Source organism: Bacillus sp. D386, assembly GCF_006346415.1.
Genome location: NZ_VEMV01000004.1, coordinates 253784 through 270278, shown reverse-complemented (window position 1 = coordinate 270278; position 16495 = coordinate 253784). Strand labels below are relative to the sequence as shown.

General features: G+C 35.7%; 18 protein-coding genes, 2 pseudogenes and 1 riboswitch. Of the genes and pseudogenes, 6 read left to right on the top strand and 14 right to left on the bottom strand.

The features are described from left to right. Positions 1 to 4: 4 nt before the first annotated feature. Complete coding sequence (locus FHY45_RS13370) at positions 5 to 328, bottom strand: S8 family serine peptidase (protein WP_139892135.1); 324 nt, start codon at positions 326 to 328, stop codon at positions 5 to 7. A 166-nt stretch (positions 329 to 494) separates the two neighbouring features. On the opposite strand from FHY45_RS13370, the gene FHY45_RS13365 reads away from it, so the two are divergent. Both FHY45_RS13365 and tagU read left to right on the top strand, forming a co-directional pair. Next, positions 495 to 1754 carry a C40 family peptidase gene (locus FHY45_RS13365; RefSeq protein ID WP_139892134.1) on the top strand — a complete coding sequence of 420 codons (1260 nt, stop codon included), beginning with the start codon at positions 495 to 497 and terminating at the stop codon, positions 1752 to 1754. A 160-nt stretch (positions 1755 to 1914) separates the two neighbouring features. Next, positions 1915 to 2853, top strand: a complete 939-nt coding sequence (gene tagU / locus FHY45_RS13360) for a polyisoprenyl-teichoic acid--peptidoglycan teichoic acid transferase TagU (RefSeq protein ID WP_139892133.1) — start codon at positions 1915 to 1917, stop codon at positions 2851 to 2853. A gap of 37 nt (positions 2854 to 2890) precedes the next feature. On the opposite strand, the gene FHY45_RS20595 is transcribed toward tagU, so the two are convergent. Continuing rightward, positions 2891 to 3052 (bottom strand): YwzD family small protein, encoded by a 162-nt coding sequence (locus FHY45_RS20595; RefSeq protein WP_180349974.1) that lies wholly within the window; start codon positions 3050 to 3052, stop codon positions 2891 to 2893. Positions 3053 to 3160: 108 nt separating this feature from the next. Beyond that, positions 3161 to 4312 (bottom strand): non-hydrolyzing UDP-N-acetylglucosamine 2-epimerase, encoded by a 1152-nt coding sequence (gene wecB, locus FHY45_RS13355; RefSeq protein ID WP_139892132.1) that lies wholly within the window; start codon positions 4310 to 4312, stop codon positions 3161 to 3163. Positions 4313 to 4737: 425 nt separating this feature from the next. Between wecB (FHY45_RS13355) and FHY45_RS13350 the strand changes: the two genes are divergently transcribed. Both FHY45_RS13350 and FHY45_RS20590 read left to right on the top strand, forming a co-directional pair. Then, positions 4738 to 5058, top strand: coding sequence for a hypothetical protein (locus FHY45_RS13350; protein WP_139892131.1), 321 nt, complete (start codon positions 4738 to 4740; stop codon positions 5056 to 5058). 138 nt (positions 5059 to 5196) lie between these two features. Beyond that, positions 5197 to 5373, top strand: a complete 177-nt coding sequence (locus FHY45_RS20590) for a hypothetical protein (protein WP_180349973.1) — start codon at positions 5197 to 5199, stop codon at positions 5371 to 5373. Positions 5374 to 5437: 64 nt separating this feature from the next. On the opposite strand, the gene galU is transcribed toward FHY45_RS20590, so the two are convergent. Then, entirely contained in the window at positions 5438 to 6316 is an 879-nt protein-coding gene (gene galU, locus FHY45_RS13345; RefSeq protein ID WP_139892130.1) for a UTP--glucose-1-phosphate uridylyltransferase GalU, read from the bottom strand. A gap of 267 nt (positions 6317 to 6583) precedes the next feature. Between galU and FHY45_RS13340 the strand changes: the two genes are divergently transcribed. Continuing rightward, complete coding sequence (locus FHY45_RS13340) at positions 6584 to 7636, top strand: acyltransferase family protein (protein ID WP_180349972.1); 1053 nt, start codon at positions 6584 to 6586, stop codon at positions 7634 to 7636. Between the two features lie 414 nt (positions 7637 to 8050). Here FHY45_RS13340 and FHY45_RS13335 read toward each other — a convergent pair whose 3' ends face one another. Beyond that, entirely contained in the window at positions 8051 to 8296 is a 246-nt protein-coding gene (locus FHY45_RS13335) for an Ig-like domain-containing protein (protein WP_139892128.1), read from the bottom strand. A 217-nt stretch (positions 8297 to 8513) separates the two neighbouring features. Further along, positions 8514 to 8601: riboswitch (cyclic di-GMP riboswitch) on the top strand. 16 nt (positions 8602 to 8617) lie between these two features. Between FHY45_RS13335 and FHY45_RS20975 the strand changes: the two genes are divergently transcribed. Continuing rightward, complete coding sequence (locus FHY45_RS20975) at positions 8618 to 8749, top strand: hypothetical protein (protein WP_257469093.1); 132 nt, start codon at positions 8618 to 8620, stop codon at positions 8747 to 8749. A gap of 32 nt (positions 8750 to 8781) precedes the next feature. Here the strand turns inward: FHY45_RS20975 and FHY45_RS21245 are convergent, their stop codons facing one another. The 9 genes and pseudogenes from FHY45_RS21245 to FHY45_RS13290 all read right to left on the bottom strand — a co-directional run bounded on the left by FHY45_RS21245 (position 8782) and on the right by FHY45_RS13290 (position 16489). Continuing rightward, positions 8782 to 8886, bottom strand: a complete 105-nt coding sequence (locus tag FHY45_RS21245) for an IS3 family transposase (protein ID WP_139892347.1) — start codon at positions 8884 to 8886, stop codon at positions 8782 to 8784. 68 nt (positions 8887 to 8954) lie between these two features. Continuing rightward, positions 8955 to 9362 (bottom strand): annotated as a pseudogene (locus FHY45_RS13325) (DDE-type integrase/transposase/recombinase); the annotation flags it as partial. After that, positions 9359 to 9478: pseudogene (locus FHY45_RS21240) on the bottom strand (IS3 family transposase); the annotation flags it as partial. The pseudogenes FHY45_RS13325 and FHY45_RS21240, both read right to left, overlap by 4 nt. A 93-nt stretch (positions 9479 to 9571) precedes the next feature. After that, positions 9572 to 10138 carry a helix-turn-helix domain-containing protein gene (locus tag FHY45_RS13315; protein ID WP_139892126.1) on the bottom strand — a complete coding sequence of 189 codons (567 nt, stop codon included), beginning with the start codon at positions 10136 to 10138 and terminating at the stop codon, positions 9572 to 9574. 404 nt (positions 10139 to 10542) lie between these two features. After that, positions 10543 to 11538, bottom strand: coding sequence for a UDP-glucose 4-epimerase GalE (gene galE, locus FHY45_RS13310; protein ID WP_139892125.1), 996 nt, complete (start codon positions 11536 to 11538; stop codon positions 10543 to 10545). A gap of 68 nt (positions 11539 to 11606) precedes the next feature. Continuing rightward, positions 11607 to 12701 carry a non-hydrolyzing UDP-N-acetylglucosamine 2-epimerase gene (gene wecB / locus FHY45_RS13305; RefSeq protein ID WP_139892124.1) on the bottom strand — a complete coding sequence of 365 codons (1095 nt, stop codon included), beginning with the start codon at positions 12699 to 12701 and terminating at the stop codon, positions 11607 to 11609. Between the two features lie 70 nt (positions 12702 to 12771). Further along, on the bottom strand, positions 12772 to 13806 hold the full coding sequence (locus FHY45_RS13300; protein WP_257469121.1) for a GDP-mannose 4,6-dehydratase: 1035 nt from the start codon (positions 13804 to 13806) through the stop codon (positions 12772 to 12774). Next, positions 13806 to 15167, bottom strand: a complete 1362-nt coding sequence (locus FHY45_RS13295) for a UDP-glucose dehydrogenase family protein (protein ID WP_139892123.1) — start codon at positions 15165 to 15167, stop codon at positions 13806 to 13808. Before FHY45_RS13295 ends, FHY45_RS13300 begins: the two co-directional genes overlap by 1 nt. A gap of 44 nt (positions 15168 to 15211) precedes the next feature. Continuing rightward, complete coding sequence (locus tag FHY45_RS13290; RefSeq protein ID WP_139892122.1) at positions 15212 to 16489, bottom strand: flippase; 1278 nt, start codon at positions 16487 to 16489, stop codon at positions 15212 to 15214. Positions 16490 to 16495 lie beyond the last annotated feature (6 nt).

Genomic DNA, 16495 nt, shown 5'->3' with positions numbered 1-16495 from the left:
AGGCTCATATTAATAACATCTGCACATCCAGCGTTACTTTATAATCAGGCTCAGCATAGAGAACCCCAGGATTTTTCTTTAACTCCTTCAAAAATGAAGCCATTGATTTACTATTTGGCTTTTGAAGCGTCATGAGGTTAGTATTCTTTTCTATTATCGAACTTCCGTATTGAAGAAATCGGTTCAAAAGCTTCGAATGGCTGACCTTCACAATAACCCTATCAGTCGTTTCTTTGCTATTTTTCGAGTTTTGTATAGCTGCTTCGACAGGAGTTAACGGCGCCAACACCCATGCGATAATGCTCAGCGCCACTATCATTCTTTTCATTCTACTGCTCCTCTTCCCCCTTATATAAATGTATAATTCGACCAATTTTACCAGCGTTTCCTATAAACTCACATAGCTCTTTTGTATCATAAAAATAGAAATAGTTTCCAATATTTTTTTCTTGTGTTACCATATTATAGTAGATACATCGAAAGGGGAGTCCAAAATGAAATCAAAAGCTGTCGCATTCGCCGCCGTCGCCTTACTTTCTGCAACATATGCAGGATCTGCATCTGCCGATTCCACTTCATATACAATTAAAAAAGGGGATACATTGTCGGCTATTGCCAATAAAAGCGGAACAACTGTAGCTGCTCTTAAACAAGTAAATCTACTAAAATCCGACTTGATTTACCCCAACCAAGTATTAAAGATTAAATCTACCAATGCTGCCAAACCGGTAACAACTAAAAAGACCACCCAAGCCAAAAGTCCTTCCCAGACAAGCTCTACTAAAACATATAAGGTTGTAGCAGGAGACAGCCTCTCAAAGATTGCAGCCAAGTATAAAGTCTCCATTAACAATCTAATAGAGTGGAATAATCTCAAAAGTACCATCATTTATCCTAATCAGGTGATTAAATTATCAAAAACTACAGGGACTATTAACCAACCAGATGCCCCTAAGTCCCCCTCCACTTCAAAAACTGCAGTATATGTCGTGAAGAGTGGAGATAGCCTAAGCCATATTGGACAAAAGTACGGATTGACAGTCGCCAAGCTAAAATCCCTTAACAATCTTAAGTCCGATTTAATTTATGTTGGGCAGAAACTAAAGGTCCCAGTTGTAACTTCAAACAATCCTTCCAAACAACCTGTCGCACCCAAATCTCCAGCTCCATCAACGAAAACAACATACTCTGTCAAAAGCGGGGATACGTTGGGCAGAATTAGCCAGCAATATGGAATGACAGTGGCACAGTTAAAATCATTAAATAATCTTAAATCAGATATGATTTATGTAGGACAAACACTAAAGTTATCAGGTAACTCTGCAAGCAAACCTGCTCCTAAACAAGATGAAATTGTACGAGATGGTTCAGATAGCCAAATCGGTAATTCCACTTTCACTTCTAGACTGATCAATGAAAGTAAAAAGGTTATTGGAACCAAATATGTCTTTGGTGGCACTAGCACATCAGGCTTTGACTGCAGTGGTTTTATCTATTATGTATTTAATAAGGCCGGATATGATATTAATCGCTACTCAGCAGCAGGCTATTATGACCGTTCTTATTATGTAGATAATCCGAAGCCGGGCGATTTAGTATTCTTCGAAAATACCTATAAAAAAGGCATTTCACATTTAGGTATTTATATAGGAAATAATCAGTTCATTAACGCAGATAATAGCGGCGTCAGAATCGTTAGCTTAAGTAATTCATATTATAAGAAGCACTTTTCCAGCTTTAAGAGATTCTATTAAACTCAGGATCCAGCCTATTTGCTAGGCTGGATTTTTTTTATTACATCGTAGATACTCTTAAATTAATAAAAGTACTAAATGTAATTTCTTCGTTTCAATCATACAGATATAATATATAATATAAATAGAATGTAATATTTTGTAGAAAACGGGGAGCTATATGAGAACAGATAGAACAAAAAAGAAAAAGATGAAGACCTGGAAAAAGATAGTTTTAGGAATCATTGGACTGTTTATTTTAGTTGGAGGCGTATACGCCTTTACGGTGTATCGTTCTTTCGACAATGCCTTAGACGCGATGCATGATCCTATCGATCGGGATGGTTCTAAAAAGAGGGTAGAGAAGGTCAGCTTGAAGGATAAGACACCTTTTTCTGTACTTTTATTAGGTGTAGATGAAAGAGAAGGCGATAAGGGCCGCTCCGATACGATGATTGTTCTGACGGTAAATCCAATCCTCGAATCAGTCAAAATGGTAAGTATCCCTCGTGATACAAGAACGGAAATTATCGGAAAAGGAATAGATGATAAGATCAACCATGCATATGCCTTTGGCGGTGTAGAAATGTCCATGGATACTGTAGAGAACTTACTTGATATTCCGATTGATTATTATGCACAGGTTAATATGGAAGGATTTAAAGATATCGTCGATGCTGTTGGTGGTGTCACTGTTGTAAACGATCTTGATTTTACAGCTGATGGTCATCACTTCACAGAAGGAACGCTTAATTTGAATGGCGAAAAGGCCCTGGCATATTCACGAATGAGATATGAAGACCCACGCGGTGATTTCGGGCGCCAAATGAGGCAAAGGCAAGTTATCCAGGCAGTCCTTAAAGAAGGCGCAAGCCTTTCTTCTCTAACCCGCTTTGATGGGATTTTTGACGCACTGGGTGATAATGTGAAAACAGATATCAGTTTCTCTCAAATGGTCAGCATTCAGCAAAACTACAAGGAAGCAGCTAAGTCGTTAGAACAGCTGCAGCTTGAAGGGCAAGGAACAAAAATAAATAAAATTTATTATTATATTCCTTCTGATGAATCTCTGACAACCCTTCAGGATACGTTAAAGAAACATTTACAAATCAATAAGTAAATAAAAACGGATTAAGCAGCTCGCTTAATCCGTTTTCTCATTTATAGATATTCTTAATCTCTGATTTAATTTCTTCGATGAATTCCTGTGCAGTTAATGTTTCATCTGTTGTTCCCCGAGTGTAGGCATTTTTGATTAGGTCCATAAATGCTCTTACCTGGGTATCCTCAGTCTCTCTGTATTTTAGTTCATTAGTCATCTCACTTTTCTCCTCCAAAAACCATTACCTAATTATACAAATTTATCTATATCTTGTAAATAACTGAAAGATTTTGACATAGAAAAATAATACTGATGAAACAATCATCTACTTAGATGACAAAAAATCTACCGGTCTTTCATTTCTTTCCCTTTTATAATAGAGAATGGCCTCGACAATACGTCTGGATGCTTGCCCATCTCCATAAGGATTAGATGCTTTTGCCATTTCGGCATGCGCCTTTTCATCTGATAAAAGCTCATTTGCCATATTGAATATAACATCCTCATCTGTACCTGTGAGCCTCAATGTACCGGCTTCTATTCCTTCCGGCCGCTCTGTCGTGTCTCTTAATACCAATACCGGAACCCCAAGAGATGGAGCTTCTTCCTGAACACCGCCTGAATCAGTCAGGATTAAATAGGATCTGGATGCAAAGTTATGAAAATCTATCACATCCAACGGTTCGATTAAATGAATACGCGGATTTTCACCCAAAATTTCAGCTGCCAGCTCTCGAACGACAGGGTTTAAGTGGACAGGATAGACCACTTGAATATCCTGGTGAACTTCAGTCAAATGCTTAATAGCTTTAAACATATTACGCATCGGCTGACCTTGATTCTCCCGGCGATGAGCGGTCATTAAAACAAGACGGTCTTCGCCCACAGCATCTAAAATAGGATGAGAATAAGATTCTTTAACAGTTGTTTTCAATGCATCAATCGCTGTATTTCCAGTGATAAAGATTGATTCGTCCGGTTTATTTTCGTTTAATAAATTGAGTTTGGATTGATAGGTAGGTGAAAAATGCAAATCACTTAAGACTCCAGTCAGCTGACGATTCATTTCCTCAGGATATGGAGAATATTTATTATGTGTCCGCAAACCTGCTTCGACATGCCCAACCGGGATGGAATGATAAAACGCCGCAAGGCTTGCTACGAAGGTTGTTGTCGTATCACCATGGACAAGCACAATATCCGGTTTAACCTCCCCCATTACCTCGTGAAGCCCTTCAAGTGCACGTGTCGTAATCCCGGCCAATGTTTGTTTATCTCTCATAATATTCAAATCATAATCCGGTTTAATATCAAATATATCAAGTACCTGATCAAGCATTTGACGATGCTGGGCTGTTACCGTAACAATCGTTTCTATTTGCTCTGGATACTTTTCTAACTCTTTAACCAAGGGAGCCATTTTAATCGCTTCCGGCCTTGTACCAAAAACAGTCATTACCTTTATTTTTTGAGCCATCGGAACTCTCCTTTTTTCGACAATCAATAAACGTTGAACTCAAAACTCCAAGTTAGTTCATATATCCTATACTAACAAGTAAGCATCATTTGAACAAAGGAAATATTAAAAAACATCCTCATATTACCATATACATATATATTATAGATAATAAACTCCTCATTATTTATATAATCTTTGGCTATTCTCTATTACCCTGAATCATAAACATTATCCCAGGAACTCATAGGCATACTTTCCAAATTTTAGTTTTTTATCATACATATTATGGTCCATTACACTTTTTATTTTCGTGAGAAAATATCCTACCTCTATCTCAACAACTAAATCGAACAGACAATTTCACATGTTATAAAAGTTACTAAAATAGCCTATTCAGACGGAAACTAACGTGTTAATATTTGGAAAAGAATAAGAGGTGATCTATGAAGCGAATAGGGATTACAGGTGTAACAGCTCTATTGTGTATTGGATTTTTAGTCTATGGGAATAACCATTATCATGCGGAAATTGAGGAGACCCGTGCAGAAGCGTACAAGCAATACACGGAGGATCAGGCAAACCAGAGCGTAGAAAAAGCACAACTCGAGAATGAACGAAAATCAATTAATGACCAGCAGCAGAAAAAGCTAAAAGAAGCCCAAAAGGTGATCAAAAAAGTGTATGATGATTCGAAGCACCAAAGCACTGAATTAAAAGGGGTACTACAGGACCTTACTCCTCTAATTGAACAAAAAGAAGACTGAACTGACTAGACTTTAGAGTGTTCAGTCTTTTTTCTGTAAAAAGGACTCTACCCTTTTACCTATATTTGGGACGAAAGAATTATTTTAGAATTAGAAGGGAGTATATATTTTATATACTGAACAAAAAGAGGTGCTAAAATGATACTCCTAAAACATCTTTGGTTTGAATATAGACTAAAACGCCTTATCAATAAAGCGGATTCCTGTACTGACTCCGAACTGAAAAAAGAATTAAATAAAAAAATATATGATTTACATGTAAAGCTTAACGAAATCGAGAAATTTTACATTTCAGGTGAACAATCCAATGGATGATCCATTCATATAAAATGGAGTAGAATTGGAGGACGTTCAGAACATTCTACTCCATAAAATAAACTCATCTTCTCTCCATTTCGATCAACCGGACAAGATATTGCAATACGTCCTCCCGTAACTCTTCATTTTTCAAGGCAAAATCAAGTGTTGTCTTGATAAAGCCAAGCTTTTCGCCGACATCGTATCGTTCTCCCTCAAATTCATAGGCATAGACACGCTGGATTTGGTTGAGCTTTTGAATGGCATCTGTCAACTGAATTTCACCACCCGCTCCTACTTCCATTTCACCGAGAAAATTGAAAATCTCTGGCTTGAAAATATATCGCCCGATTATAGCAAGATTAGAAGGTGCTGTTCCTCTCACCGGCTTTTCTACAAAGCTGCCTACCATATGACAACGTCCATCCATTTGAATCGGATCGATAATACCATACCGATCGGTTTCACCTTCAGGAATAGCTTTAATGCCAATAACCGATGAATCGAGTTCCTCATACTGTTCAATCAATTGCAGTAAGCATGGCTTATCATGGACGACAATATCATCTCCAAGCAATACAGCGAATGGCTCATCCCCGATAAAATTACGCGCACACCAGATGGCGTGGCCGAGACCTTTTGGTTCCTTTTGGCGGATATAATGAATATTCGCAAGCTCAGATGGCTTCTGTACCTCCTCCAATAAATTGAATTTACGTTTCTCTTTTAAATTCTGCTCCAATTCATAGGCATGATCAAAATGATCCTCAATGGCTCTCTTACCCTTACCTGTTACGATGATTATGTCCTCAATCCCTGATGCAACAGCTTCTTCTACTATGTATTGAATGGTCGGTTTATTAACTATTGGCAGCATTTCCTTTGGCATGGCCTTAGTGGCTGGTAAAAACCTCGTTCCCAGACCTGCTGCCGGTATGATGGCTTTCGTAATTTTTTTCATACGCATCCCCTTTTCAGTATTATTATTCATTCTATATAACTAATATCCCAACATAAATAATAGACCTATATGATAAAATGGTATAACTCGTTTAATATGTCAGTATTTGAATATCAATAGTTAACTATCATCATTATTTAAATACCTTATAATCTCTTTAACTTTATTAACCTATATGACCCAAGTTGTATTTTTCCACATTTTTCTTTATTAGGATAACGATGAATGATACAATAAGACAGAATTTAATGATTAGGTGGTAGAATCGTGATTAAAGAATGGAATTTACTGCGTGTTATTGCTTGTCTAAGTATCGTTTTATTACATTGTACGACTCAAATCGGCAGAAGTATTGGCTATCCCGAGATAACAAACTATCATTTTTATAGGATGCTATTATGTTATGCTACCCCAACATTTATTGTTTTATCGGAGATTATTTTGGCTAATAGGTATCCATCTAAGCTTCCTCAAAACTTTTGGATGAAAAGATTAAAGTTTATTTTTATTCCTTATTTAGCCTTCGCTTTAATTGATGCATTTGTAACGTTTTATTTAAATCCAAATACAGACCTTTCAGAGAAAATCATTAATAATGCTGTATTTGGCAGATATGAAGGATATTTTATACTGATTATTTTTCAATTTTATATTCTTCATTATATTGTAACGAAGTTTAAGCTTTCCATGGTTTGGATGATACCATTAAGTATATATCTAATGTCATTTTACTTAGATATGATAAGGCTAAATCCAGAGCTTTCAGCACAATATGGAATGACTATACACATACCTTTTCTTGCTTGGTTTGCTTACTTCACTATTGCATATGCTGTGGGTAAAAATTATAAAATTGTTTCAGAGATGTTAATGAAATATAGATGGATGACAGTGCTTCTATTTATTATCTCTTTAGCCGTTATGTATATTTCCTATGAATCTGGAAATACCAGCGTATCATCCAAAAGATTCGATTTACTACTATTTGTTATTATTACTAGCGCAATGATCCTGGCTTGGGGTCAAAAATTACCTAATTATCGTATTATCAATATAATTAGTAATTATTCATTCGGTATCTATTTAATTCATTGGCAGGTTCAACGGCTTGTAGCACCATATATTGCTGGTTTCTTTGATCATACATCAACAAGAGTATTAGCCTTATTTTTTGTTTCCTTGCTAATCAGTATGAGTCTGATCAAACTAATTTCACTTTTACCATTTGGCTCTTATATCATAGGACAATTGAAAAAATCAGCACCTAAACAAAATTCTAAGGATCTAACCTTCTCTCCTCCCTTACAAGCTATGAAATAGAATTTATAGATTTAAAAGATTATAATTGGTAGTATGATCTAACCTTATGCAGACTGCCGGAAATACTTTCAGCAGTCTTTTATTATGGATAGAATTAAAGTAATTCAATAATTTCCACGTTTTATCCGAACGGTTCATCCCCATAAAATTTAGCAAATACTAGATGGTGTAGCACTTCTTTTAGCATCGTCTTTCTAGCTTAGCTGGAAAACCCTTATACCTAGTCCTGCTATCATAAGCTTATGAATCCCTATAACCCACCAGTATGATCATTCATACTATATAATTAATACTCTATTTATTATTCTATTCCTCTAAAAATAAAAATACCCTGCTCAAGCTCCGATTTCCTCCGGAGAGCAGGATGTCATAGTGGATCCTGTTTATTTTAATCTTACAGAAGTTTCCTTACTTTTACTTCGAAGCGTCTATAGCTGTAATTGTTAAAACCGTACCTTTTCTGTAATTGATGTGTGCTTTAAAATAGCCTTTTGTATTCGCTTTTGTGACAGCTACCACATGGTTTTTGTGCTTAATTGTGATGGTTGAACCTGGTTCAGCCCAACCTGAAAGCTGCCTTTGGAAGGAATAGGGAAAAACGAGATTAGTAATGGCACTCGTCAGCTGAAATGTGGGGATTGAGATTGTACAGGTCATCATTTTATTGTCTTATTGCCGGTTCAATTCTCACATTTGCATTGGGGACTTATTGGCTTATCGAACGAATAATGTTATAATAAAATAACAAAGATATTAGTTCTGTAACGGGCTTGGTATCTTTTTTCTGTCATCATAATACATAATATTCTTTTATTCTCGACAAAACGTGACTTTAGTCCCTGTTTTATATTTAATACATTTTGTACCATTATATTAAACGCTGAAAAAGCAAAGCTAGCGAAAACTAGTGACGCAAAACCATAGGGACCAAGGCTCGGTTCACGCTAAGTCAGCCAGTTACCAAAACTAGGAGGTACGAATTTGAGTTACTATCAAACCCCTGAGGAAATGTACAGAAAAAGAAAACTTAAAAAGACTGCAACCTATGCAGGCTTAATTGTAGTAGCTGTCGGAATCATTTTAGGATTACAAGTGCTACTATACAATATGTAAAGTGAAGTGACCCCCAAAAGTTAGAGTTATTGTTACGCAGTTAATTGGCTGGTGTGAAGACGGTATTCAACCGGACTCATACCAGCTAATTTTGCTTTAATACGTTTGTAATTATAATAATGGATATATTCTTCAATCTTCTTTTTAAGTTCCTCAAAAGAACATAATGCTTCTCCATAGGTGAGTTATCCAAACAGTTCCCTTTCCGGGACATACTTTGGAATATCTTGTTTTTCTTTAGAGTTTTCACCCATTTTATATGTTGATAGTGCCATCCCTGATCTGAATGAACGGTTGTCCTAAAGGGAGAGTCTTTCACGAATTCCAACGCTTCTTCAAGAGGTTGAAGGACAAATTCCAAGGTTGGGCGCAAGCTGATTCCAAAGGAAAGTACTTCGCCATTGAATAGATCCATGATGGGATTTAGGTAAAGCTTTACGCCATCTTTACATTTTAACTCCGTGATATCGGTGGCCAACTTTTGATGACAAATACTTGTATAAAAACACCGTTGAATACGGTTTTTCGCAACTGTTCCAACGTTTCCTTTATAAGAACTGTACCGGCGTGTTTTCCTTCTAAATTTATCTCCTTTGAGCCCAAGTTTCTTCATAAGGCGTTGTACCTTCTCTGATTCACTTGAATTCCTCTGTTCCTCAGTTCCAGGTGGATACGACGATATCCATAGTTACCATGATTGTCCTCGAAAATGGCTTGAATATACTCTTCAAGTTCCTCGTCCGGATTCTTTTTTCTCCATCATTACTTTTATATGATAATGATAGGTAGAGTCGGGCAGACCGACAGTGCATAACACATCTTTTAATCGGTAGTTTTCTTTGAGTTCGAATGATAACGCTGCGTGTGCTTTTCGAGATAGCCTTCCGGATCCATCCGAAAAGCTCTCAACTTTTTTAAGTAATCGTTCTCCAAGCGAAGGAGTTCATTTTCTCTTTCTAATTTTTGTTCATACGTCATTTCATTTTGTTCTGTGTTTTTATTTATTCTCTTATTCTTCGCTTTATCAGACATGGGTGGCCGTCCTTTCGGTTTATCCAGGGATTCGGTTCCGCCCTCAAGAAAAGCCTTCTTCCACGAAGCAATCATAGGAGGATTCGTTATCCCGAAGTGTAGGGCTGTTTCTGTTTCTGAAGAACCTGTCCTTTTCATAAAGCTTAATACATCCATCTTGAATTGAACAGGATAAACGCCCTTTCGCTTCTTCCTCCTTAATCCTTCCTTTCCGAATTTATTGTAGAGTTTCACCCATCTTATAATCTGCGCACTAGACTTAATCCCATGTTTCTCAGCCAGGAGGTCATATCCTAGTTTTCCATCTTGATACTCATTCACAATCATAAATTTAAATTTCTCACTATATTTAGCCATAAATAAACACCCCAAAAAGTTAGATTTTAACTCTAACTTTTGGGGTGCAGTACAAGTTCCATTCTTTTTATATTCATTCACCTTATTATTTAATGTAAGAAGAGCCTTCCTTCTAAAAAGCCATGTTTAATGCATAAATCTACGAATGTACCTGAATCCTCTAAAGTAAACCTTCTATCAAGAGATTCATAACAATCTTTATGATAGATGGCATTCGCAAAATCCAGTATAACTTCATCCTCATAATCATACCATATTTTACACTCTGGACACCTAATCGTTCTATGATCCAACCTTCTTATCATTTCCTAAAACCATATGAGATCTCGATACATTCAAAATAATTCCGATTCGCTTTCTGTCCTACTTCCTCATAACTTTTAAGATATTAGCCTAACGAACACCTAGCAATTATTCGATGAATAACCATGAGGATTATTCTTGTGCCAATTCCAAGCATCAGTAATTATCTTTTCCAGTGAGTTAAACTGTGGTTTCCAACCTAAAATATTCTTCGCTTTCTCTGACGAAGCAATTAAGACAGCTGGATCCCCCGCTCTTCTTTCTTTTACTTCTGCTGGTATTGGATGGTTTGTTATACTTCTCGCCACATCAATAACTTCTTTAACAGAGTATCCGTTACCATTGCCCAAGTTAAAGATATTGCTTGAGTTTCCTTTTCTTAAGTGTTCTAATGCTAAATAATGTGCTGATGCCAAATCCATTACATGGATGTAATCGCGAATACACGTTCCATCCTCTGTAGGATAATCATCACCAAACATATAAACCCTATCTCGTTGACCAAGCGGAACCTGTAAAACCAATGGAATAAGGTGTGTTTCCGGGTCATGCATCTCTCCAATATTTCCAATCGGATGAGCTCCAGCAGCATTAAAGTATCTTAAAGAAACATATTTAATATCATATCCCTGATCAAACCACTTCATCATTTTCTCCATGGCAAGTTTAGTCTCGCCATAGGTGTTAGTAGGATTCGTTTCATTATCTTCAACTATTGGAATACTCTTCGGCTCCCCATAAGTAGCAGCTGTTGATGAAAATACAATTTTGTCGACATTATTATTTTTCATAACATCCAGTAAACACATCATGCCGTAAACATTATTATAATAGTATTCATACGGCTTTTGCATACTCTCTCCAACTAAAGAATTAGCAGCAAAATGAATGACTGCTTCGATATTATGTGTCTTAAAGACCCTATCCAAAGCATCTTTATCTCTAATATCAATCTCATAAAAATTATTTATCTCTACTGCTTGTCTATGGCCGCTTTGTAAATTATCGACAACTACAACTTCTTCGTTCTGGTCTAAAAAATACCTTACTGTATGGGAACCAATATATCCTGCTCCACCAATTATTAGTATGGACATTTCCTTGTCTGCCCCCTATAAGTATATCCTAATTATAAATAATATATAGTACGAATTGATAAAGAATATTATTTCCCTTCTAATACATCAGCAATTCTTTTACTTGCAAATCCATCACCATATGGATTACTAGCTTTACTCATTTTTTCATACGCTTCTTTATTTTCCAAGAGTAATTTAAAGTTTATATAGATGTTTTCTTCATTAGTACCTACTAATTTAAGTGTTCCAGCCTCTATTCCTTCAGGACGCTCAGTAGTATCCCGCATAACCAAAACCGGTTTTCCTAAACTTGGCGCTTCTTCTTGGATTCCACCACTATCTGTCAGGATTAAATATGATTTAGAAAGGAAATTATGAAAATCTAACACTTCTAATGGTTCAATAATTCTTACTCTATCATTGTCACCGAGGATTTCGTTTGCTGCCTCCCTGACAGCTGGGTTCATATGGATGGGATAAATAACCTTAATATCTAGATGTTCTTCCACAATTCTTTTAATTGCTCTAAACATATTTCGCATTGGTTCTCCAAGATTCTCTCTTCTATGGGCAGTTATCATTATAAGCCTACTATCTGCTGCCCAAACAAGTTGTTCATGTGAATAGTCTTCTCTTACCGTCGTTTTGAGTGCATCAATAGCAGTATTACCAGTTACATAAACAGTAGAAAGTTCTTTTCCTTCTTTCAAAAGATTCTGTTTAGACATTTCAGTAGGCGCAAAATTATACTTTGCAACAATACCTACAGCCTGACGATTAAACTCTTCTGGAAAAGGCGAATAAATATTATAAGTTCTTAACCCTGCTTCTACATGACCAACTGGAATTTGTAAGTAAAAACACGCTAAAGACGTGACAAAAGTTGTAGATGTATCACCATGGACTAACACAACATCAGGTTTTGTCTCTTCCAATACATTCTTCATTTTTTCTAAAATATTAATAGTTACATCAAATAGGGTTTGCTTTGCTTTCATAATTGATAAATCAAAGTCTGGAACAACATTAAAAGCATCTAAGACTTGATCTAACATCTCTCTATGCTGGCCCGTTACGCAGACAATTGTCTCCAATGTATCTCTTTTTTTTAATTCTCTAACTAAGGGACACATTTTAATAGCCTCGGGTCTTGTCCCAAAAACGACCATTACTCTTTTCATTTTTATCTCCCATCTAATAAATTACATAAAAATAATACCCCCATAAACTGGGGGTTATTAAATCTATAATTTACCTTTTATTATAATAATCAACATACCAATCCGCAAAATGCTGCAATCCTTCTTCAATAGAAGTCTTTGGCTTAAATCCGACAGCCTTTTGCAACTGATCTGTTGAAGCATAGGTAGCAGGTACATCACCTGGCTTAATTGGCTCAAATACCTTATTAAACGAAACTTCTCTTCCTAATGATTTACTTAAGGCGTTCTCAAGTATTCCAATGAAAGTCATCAACTTTTCAGGATTGTTATTTCCAATGTTGAAGACCTTATAAGGTACAGTCTCTCCTCCTGTTGGAGGGTTATTAAGAAGGCGTTCAATTCCTTCCACGATATCATCAATATAAGTAAAATCGCGGTATAAGTCATTCTCAAAATCGCCATTGTTAAAAATCTTAATAGATTCCCCAGCAAAGTACTTATCTGTAAAACCGAAATACGCCATATCTGGTCTTCCCATTGGACCATAAACTGTAAAGAAGCGAAGTCCTGTTGTCGGGAATTTATACAGATGACTATAAGTATAAGCCATTAATTCATTTGACTTCTTAGTCGATGCATAAAGGGAAACAGGGGTATCCACAAAGTCCGTTTCTTCAAATGGAACCTTTTTGTTTGCTCCATATACAGAACTGGAGGATGCATAAACAAGATGATCCACTGGATAATGTCTACAAGCCTCAAGAATATTATAGAAACCAATAATATTACTTTGAATATAAACATCTGGATTTTCAATAGAATAGCGTACACCCGCTTGTGCAGCTAAATTCACCACGATATTCGGCTTGTACTTTTCAAATACATTTGTGACTGCATCTTTATCAGAAATATCCCCTTCAATAAAAGTAAAGTTATTAAAAGGCTTCAACTGTTCTAAACGAGCATACTTAAGATTCACATCATAGTAATCATTTAAATTATCAATTCCGATTACTCTGCATCCTTGTCCTAGTAATTTCTTTGAAAGATAGAATCCAATAAATCCTGCTGCTCCTGTAACGAAGTAGGTTTTATTCGTATCCAACTTGTTATAAACTTCTATCAATGCACTCTAACTCCTTCACTGCTTTTACTCGCAGGAACCCCCATTTTCCTACCAATAGAGTGGTATTCAACTCCAGCTTCACTCATCGCATCAACTCCATAGATATTCCGTCCATCAAATACTAAAGAAGTTCTCATCAACTCTTTGTAAGCCTCAGGAGTAACTGCTTTCACTTCACCCCATTCGGTAAAGATGAAGCATACATTTGCACCTCTTAAAGCTTCTTCTGGATTGGATACGTATGTAATACTTCCCTTGGCAACCTTCCCTTCTGGATAGACTTTAGCAAAGTTCTCTGCTCCAACAGGATCAAAAGCATAAATATCTGCACCTTGCTCTAGTAATAAAGGAACATTTTCTAAGGAAGCAGCTTCTCTTAAATCGTCTGTACCCGGCTTAAAGGTTAATCCAAGTACTGCTACCTTTAGACCATTAAATGTGATAAGTCTCTTACTAGCTTTTTTATATAACATGGTCTTTTGTTCTTTGTTCACATCAATTGCAGCCTTAATCGTTTTAAGTTCATAACCGTTTTGCTTCGCAATATATTCAAGTGCTTTCGTATCTTTAGGGAAGCATGATCCACCAAATCCGATACCTGCATTTAAAAACTTATTTCCAATACGCTCGTCAAAACTCATCCCTCTTGCAACGTCCTGAATATCCGCACCAACTAACTCGCACAAATTAGCAATATCATTCATATAAGATATTTTAAGAGCAAGAAAATCATTTGATGCATACTTAATCATTTCAGCTGATCTTCTATTAACTGAAACAATCGGTAAACGGAATGGCTCATAGATATTCATTAACAATTCTTCAGCCCATTTGCTTTCTGTACCAATGATTACTCTTTCTGCATATAAAGTATCTTGTACTGCAGATCCCTGTGCCAAGAATTCTGGGTTTGATGCTATTTCAACTCTTACATTATTAACAAGGAAATCCTTGATAAATTGCTCTACCTTATCATTCGTTCCAACTGGCACAGTAGATTTAACAACAACAAGACAATCTTTTTCTACCGATTCAGCAATTTGTCTAGCTACTGTTGCAATATGTGATAGATTAGCAGAACCATCTGGTTGTTCTGGAGTCCCTACACCGATAAAAATTGCATCTGCATCTTTATAAGCAGATTGATAATTTGTTGTATAATCGAGTCTTCCAGCAGCATAATTTTTCTGCATTAACTCTTCCAATCCCGCTTCATAGATTGGTGAAATACCAGATTTCATAACATTCACTTTGTCTTCATCAATATCCACACATGTTACTTGATGGCCCTTTTCAGCAAAACATACACCTGCGACTAATCCGACATAACCTGTACCTGCAACTGCTATTTTATACATTAACAAGACCCTCTTCCTATATGATCAATATCTATCTCATACTTTTATCTATTAACCATATTTATTCTAATTCGATTTATTTTGTTGATTTGATATAAAATGCCTAGTGTCAAAATAATTTCTGATATTAATGTAGCACTCGCAACACCAAACATCCCCCATAATGGTCCAAACGTAATATTTAATATAATTAAAAATATAATACTAATATTAAAGGCTTTGCTGTATTCCTTTAAGTATCCACTAGCTATTAAACTTTGGACCCCTAGAAAATTATTTAATATACTAAAAAAAACCCAACAAGACAAAGGTATTAAAAGAGAGGAAAAGTCGGAATATTCATTTCCAAAAAACATATCAACAATTTGCTCAGAAAAAAGAATAAGTAAAGTACTTATTCCGCCGACTAAAGGCATTATTAATCTAGATACCTTTAGTACTGTTCCTCTTCCACTCTCATATGAATCCTCAAAACGTTGACTTATATATGGGAATATTGCTTGACTAACAGGGGCAAATAACATGATTACTAATAATGGTACCTTTTGTATCGCTGAATATACTCCTACTATACTATCACTGTAGTGCGCAATTCCTAACACAGTAATACCAATCCCACTTAAGACTTTTGACATCGCAGATGTTGTAAATGTATACCATCCAGCCTTCATTTCTGATAATATATCTTTCAATCTAACTTTACGCAGCTTTATTTGTAATTTATACCTTACTAAAAATATACTTAACATACCACTAACTAAAGATGTAATTGCATATAATGCACAATACAAATATATATCGTTGGAATTCTTCACTAATAAAAATATCAAAATTACCGATATAGACCTTGCAATTACATTAATAAGCGTAATAAATTTCATCTTTTGAAGCCCATGAAATAACCAATTTTGTTGAATTGCAGTACCTATCACTATTATATATAATATAATAGTAGTATTAATGTATTTTTGTTCCAATCCTAACGATAAAGTTATGATTATCATACTAATAAATGAAGCAATGCATAATAATATCTTCGTAACAGTTATGCTACTGTAAATCTTTGATTGTTCCTTTATATCATTGGTTAGTGCCAGCTTCCTTGCTCCTGTTAAATTAAAACCGTATTCAACTAAAACCTGAAAATAGGTTACTATATTCAAACTGAAAGAAAATACCCCATATTCGGAACTCCCCAAAACCCTAGTAATATAAGGTAAAGTTAATAATGGTATTATTGTGTTAAAAAACTGGAGTAAATACAACCAGGAACCATTAATGAAAACCTTATTTCTTATGATTGATTGAATTTTTATTTGCATTATATA

Excerpts from the sequence above, each read along its gene's own strand:
- FHY45_RS13370 (WP_139892135.1), bottom strand. The coding sequence starts at position 328 with ATGAAAAGAATGATAGTGGCGCTGAGCATTATCGCATGGGTGTTGGCG.
- FHY45_RS13365 (WP_139892134.1), top strand. The coding sequence starts at position 495 with ATGAAATCAAAAGCTGTCGCATTCGCCGCCGTCGCCTTACTTTCTGCA.
- tagU (WP_139892133.1), top strand. The coding sequence starts at position 1,915 with ATGAGAACAGATAGAACAAAAAAGAAAAAGATGAAGACCTGGAAAAAG.
- FHY45_RS20595 (WP_180349974.1), bottom strand. The coding sequence starts at position 3,052 with ATGACTAATGAACTAAAATACAGAGAGACTGAGGATACCCAGGTAAGA.
- wecB (WP_139892132.1), bottom strand. The coding sequence starts at position 4,312 with ATGGCTCAAAAAATAAAGGTAATGACTGTTTTTGGTACAAGGCCGGAA.
- FHY45_RS13350 (WP_139892131.1), top strand. The coding sequence starts at position 4,738 with ATGAAGCGAATAGGGATTACAGGTGTAACAGCTCTATTGTGTATTGGA.
- FHY45_RS20590 (WP_180349973.1), top strand. The coding sequence starts at position 5,197 with ATGATACTCCTAAAACATCTTTGGTTTGAATATAGACTAAAACGCCTT.
- galU (WP_139892130.1), bottom strand. The coding sequence starts at position 6,316 with ATGAAAAAAATTACGAAAGCCATCATACCGGCAGCAGGTCTGGGAACG.
- FHY45_RS13335 (WP_139892128.1), bottom strand. The coding sequence starts at position 8,296 with ATGATGACCTGTACAATCTCAATCCCCACATTTCAGCTGACGAGTGCC.
- FHY45_RS13315 (WP_139892126.1), bottom strand. The coding sequence starts at position 10,138 with ATGGCTAAATATAGTGAGAAATTTAAATTTATGATTGTGAATGAGTAT.
- galE (WP_139892125.1), bottom strand. The coding sequence starts at position 11,538 with ATGTCCATACTAATAATTGGTGGAGCAGGATATATTGGTTCCCATACA.
- wecB (WP_139892124.1), bottom strand. The coding sequence starts at position 12,701 with ATGAAAAGAGTAATGGTCGTTTTTGGGACAAGACCCGAGGCTATTAAA.
- FHY45_RS13295 (WP_139892123.1), bottom strand. The coding sequence starts at position 15,167 with ATGTATAAAATAGCAGTTGCAGGTACAGGTTATGTCGGATTAGTCGCA.
- FHY45_RS13290 (WP_139892122.1), bottom strand. The coding sequence starts at position 16,489 with ATGCAAATAAAAATTCAATCAATCATAAGAAATAAGGTTTTCATTAAT.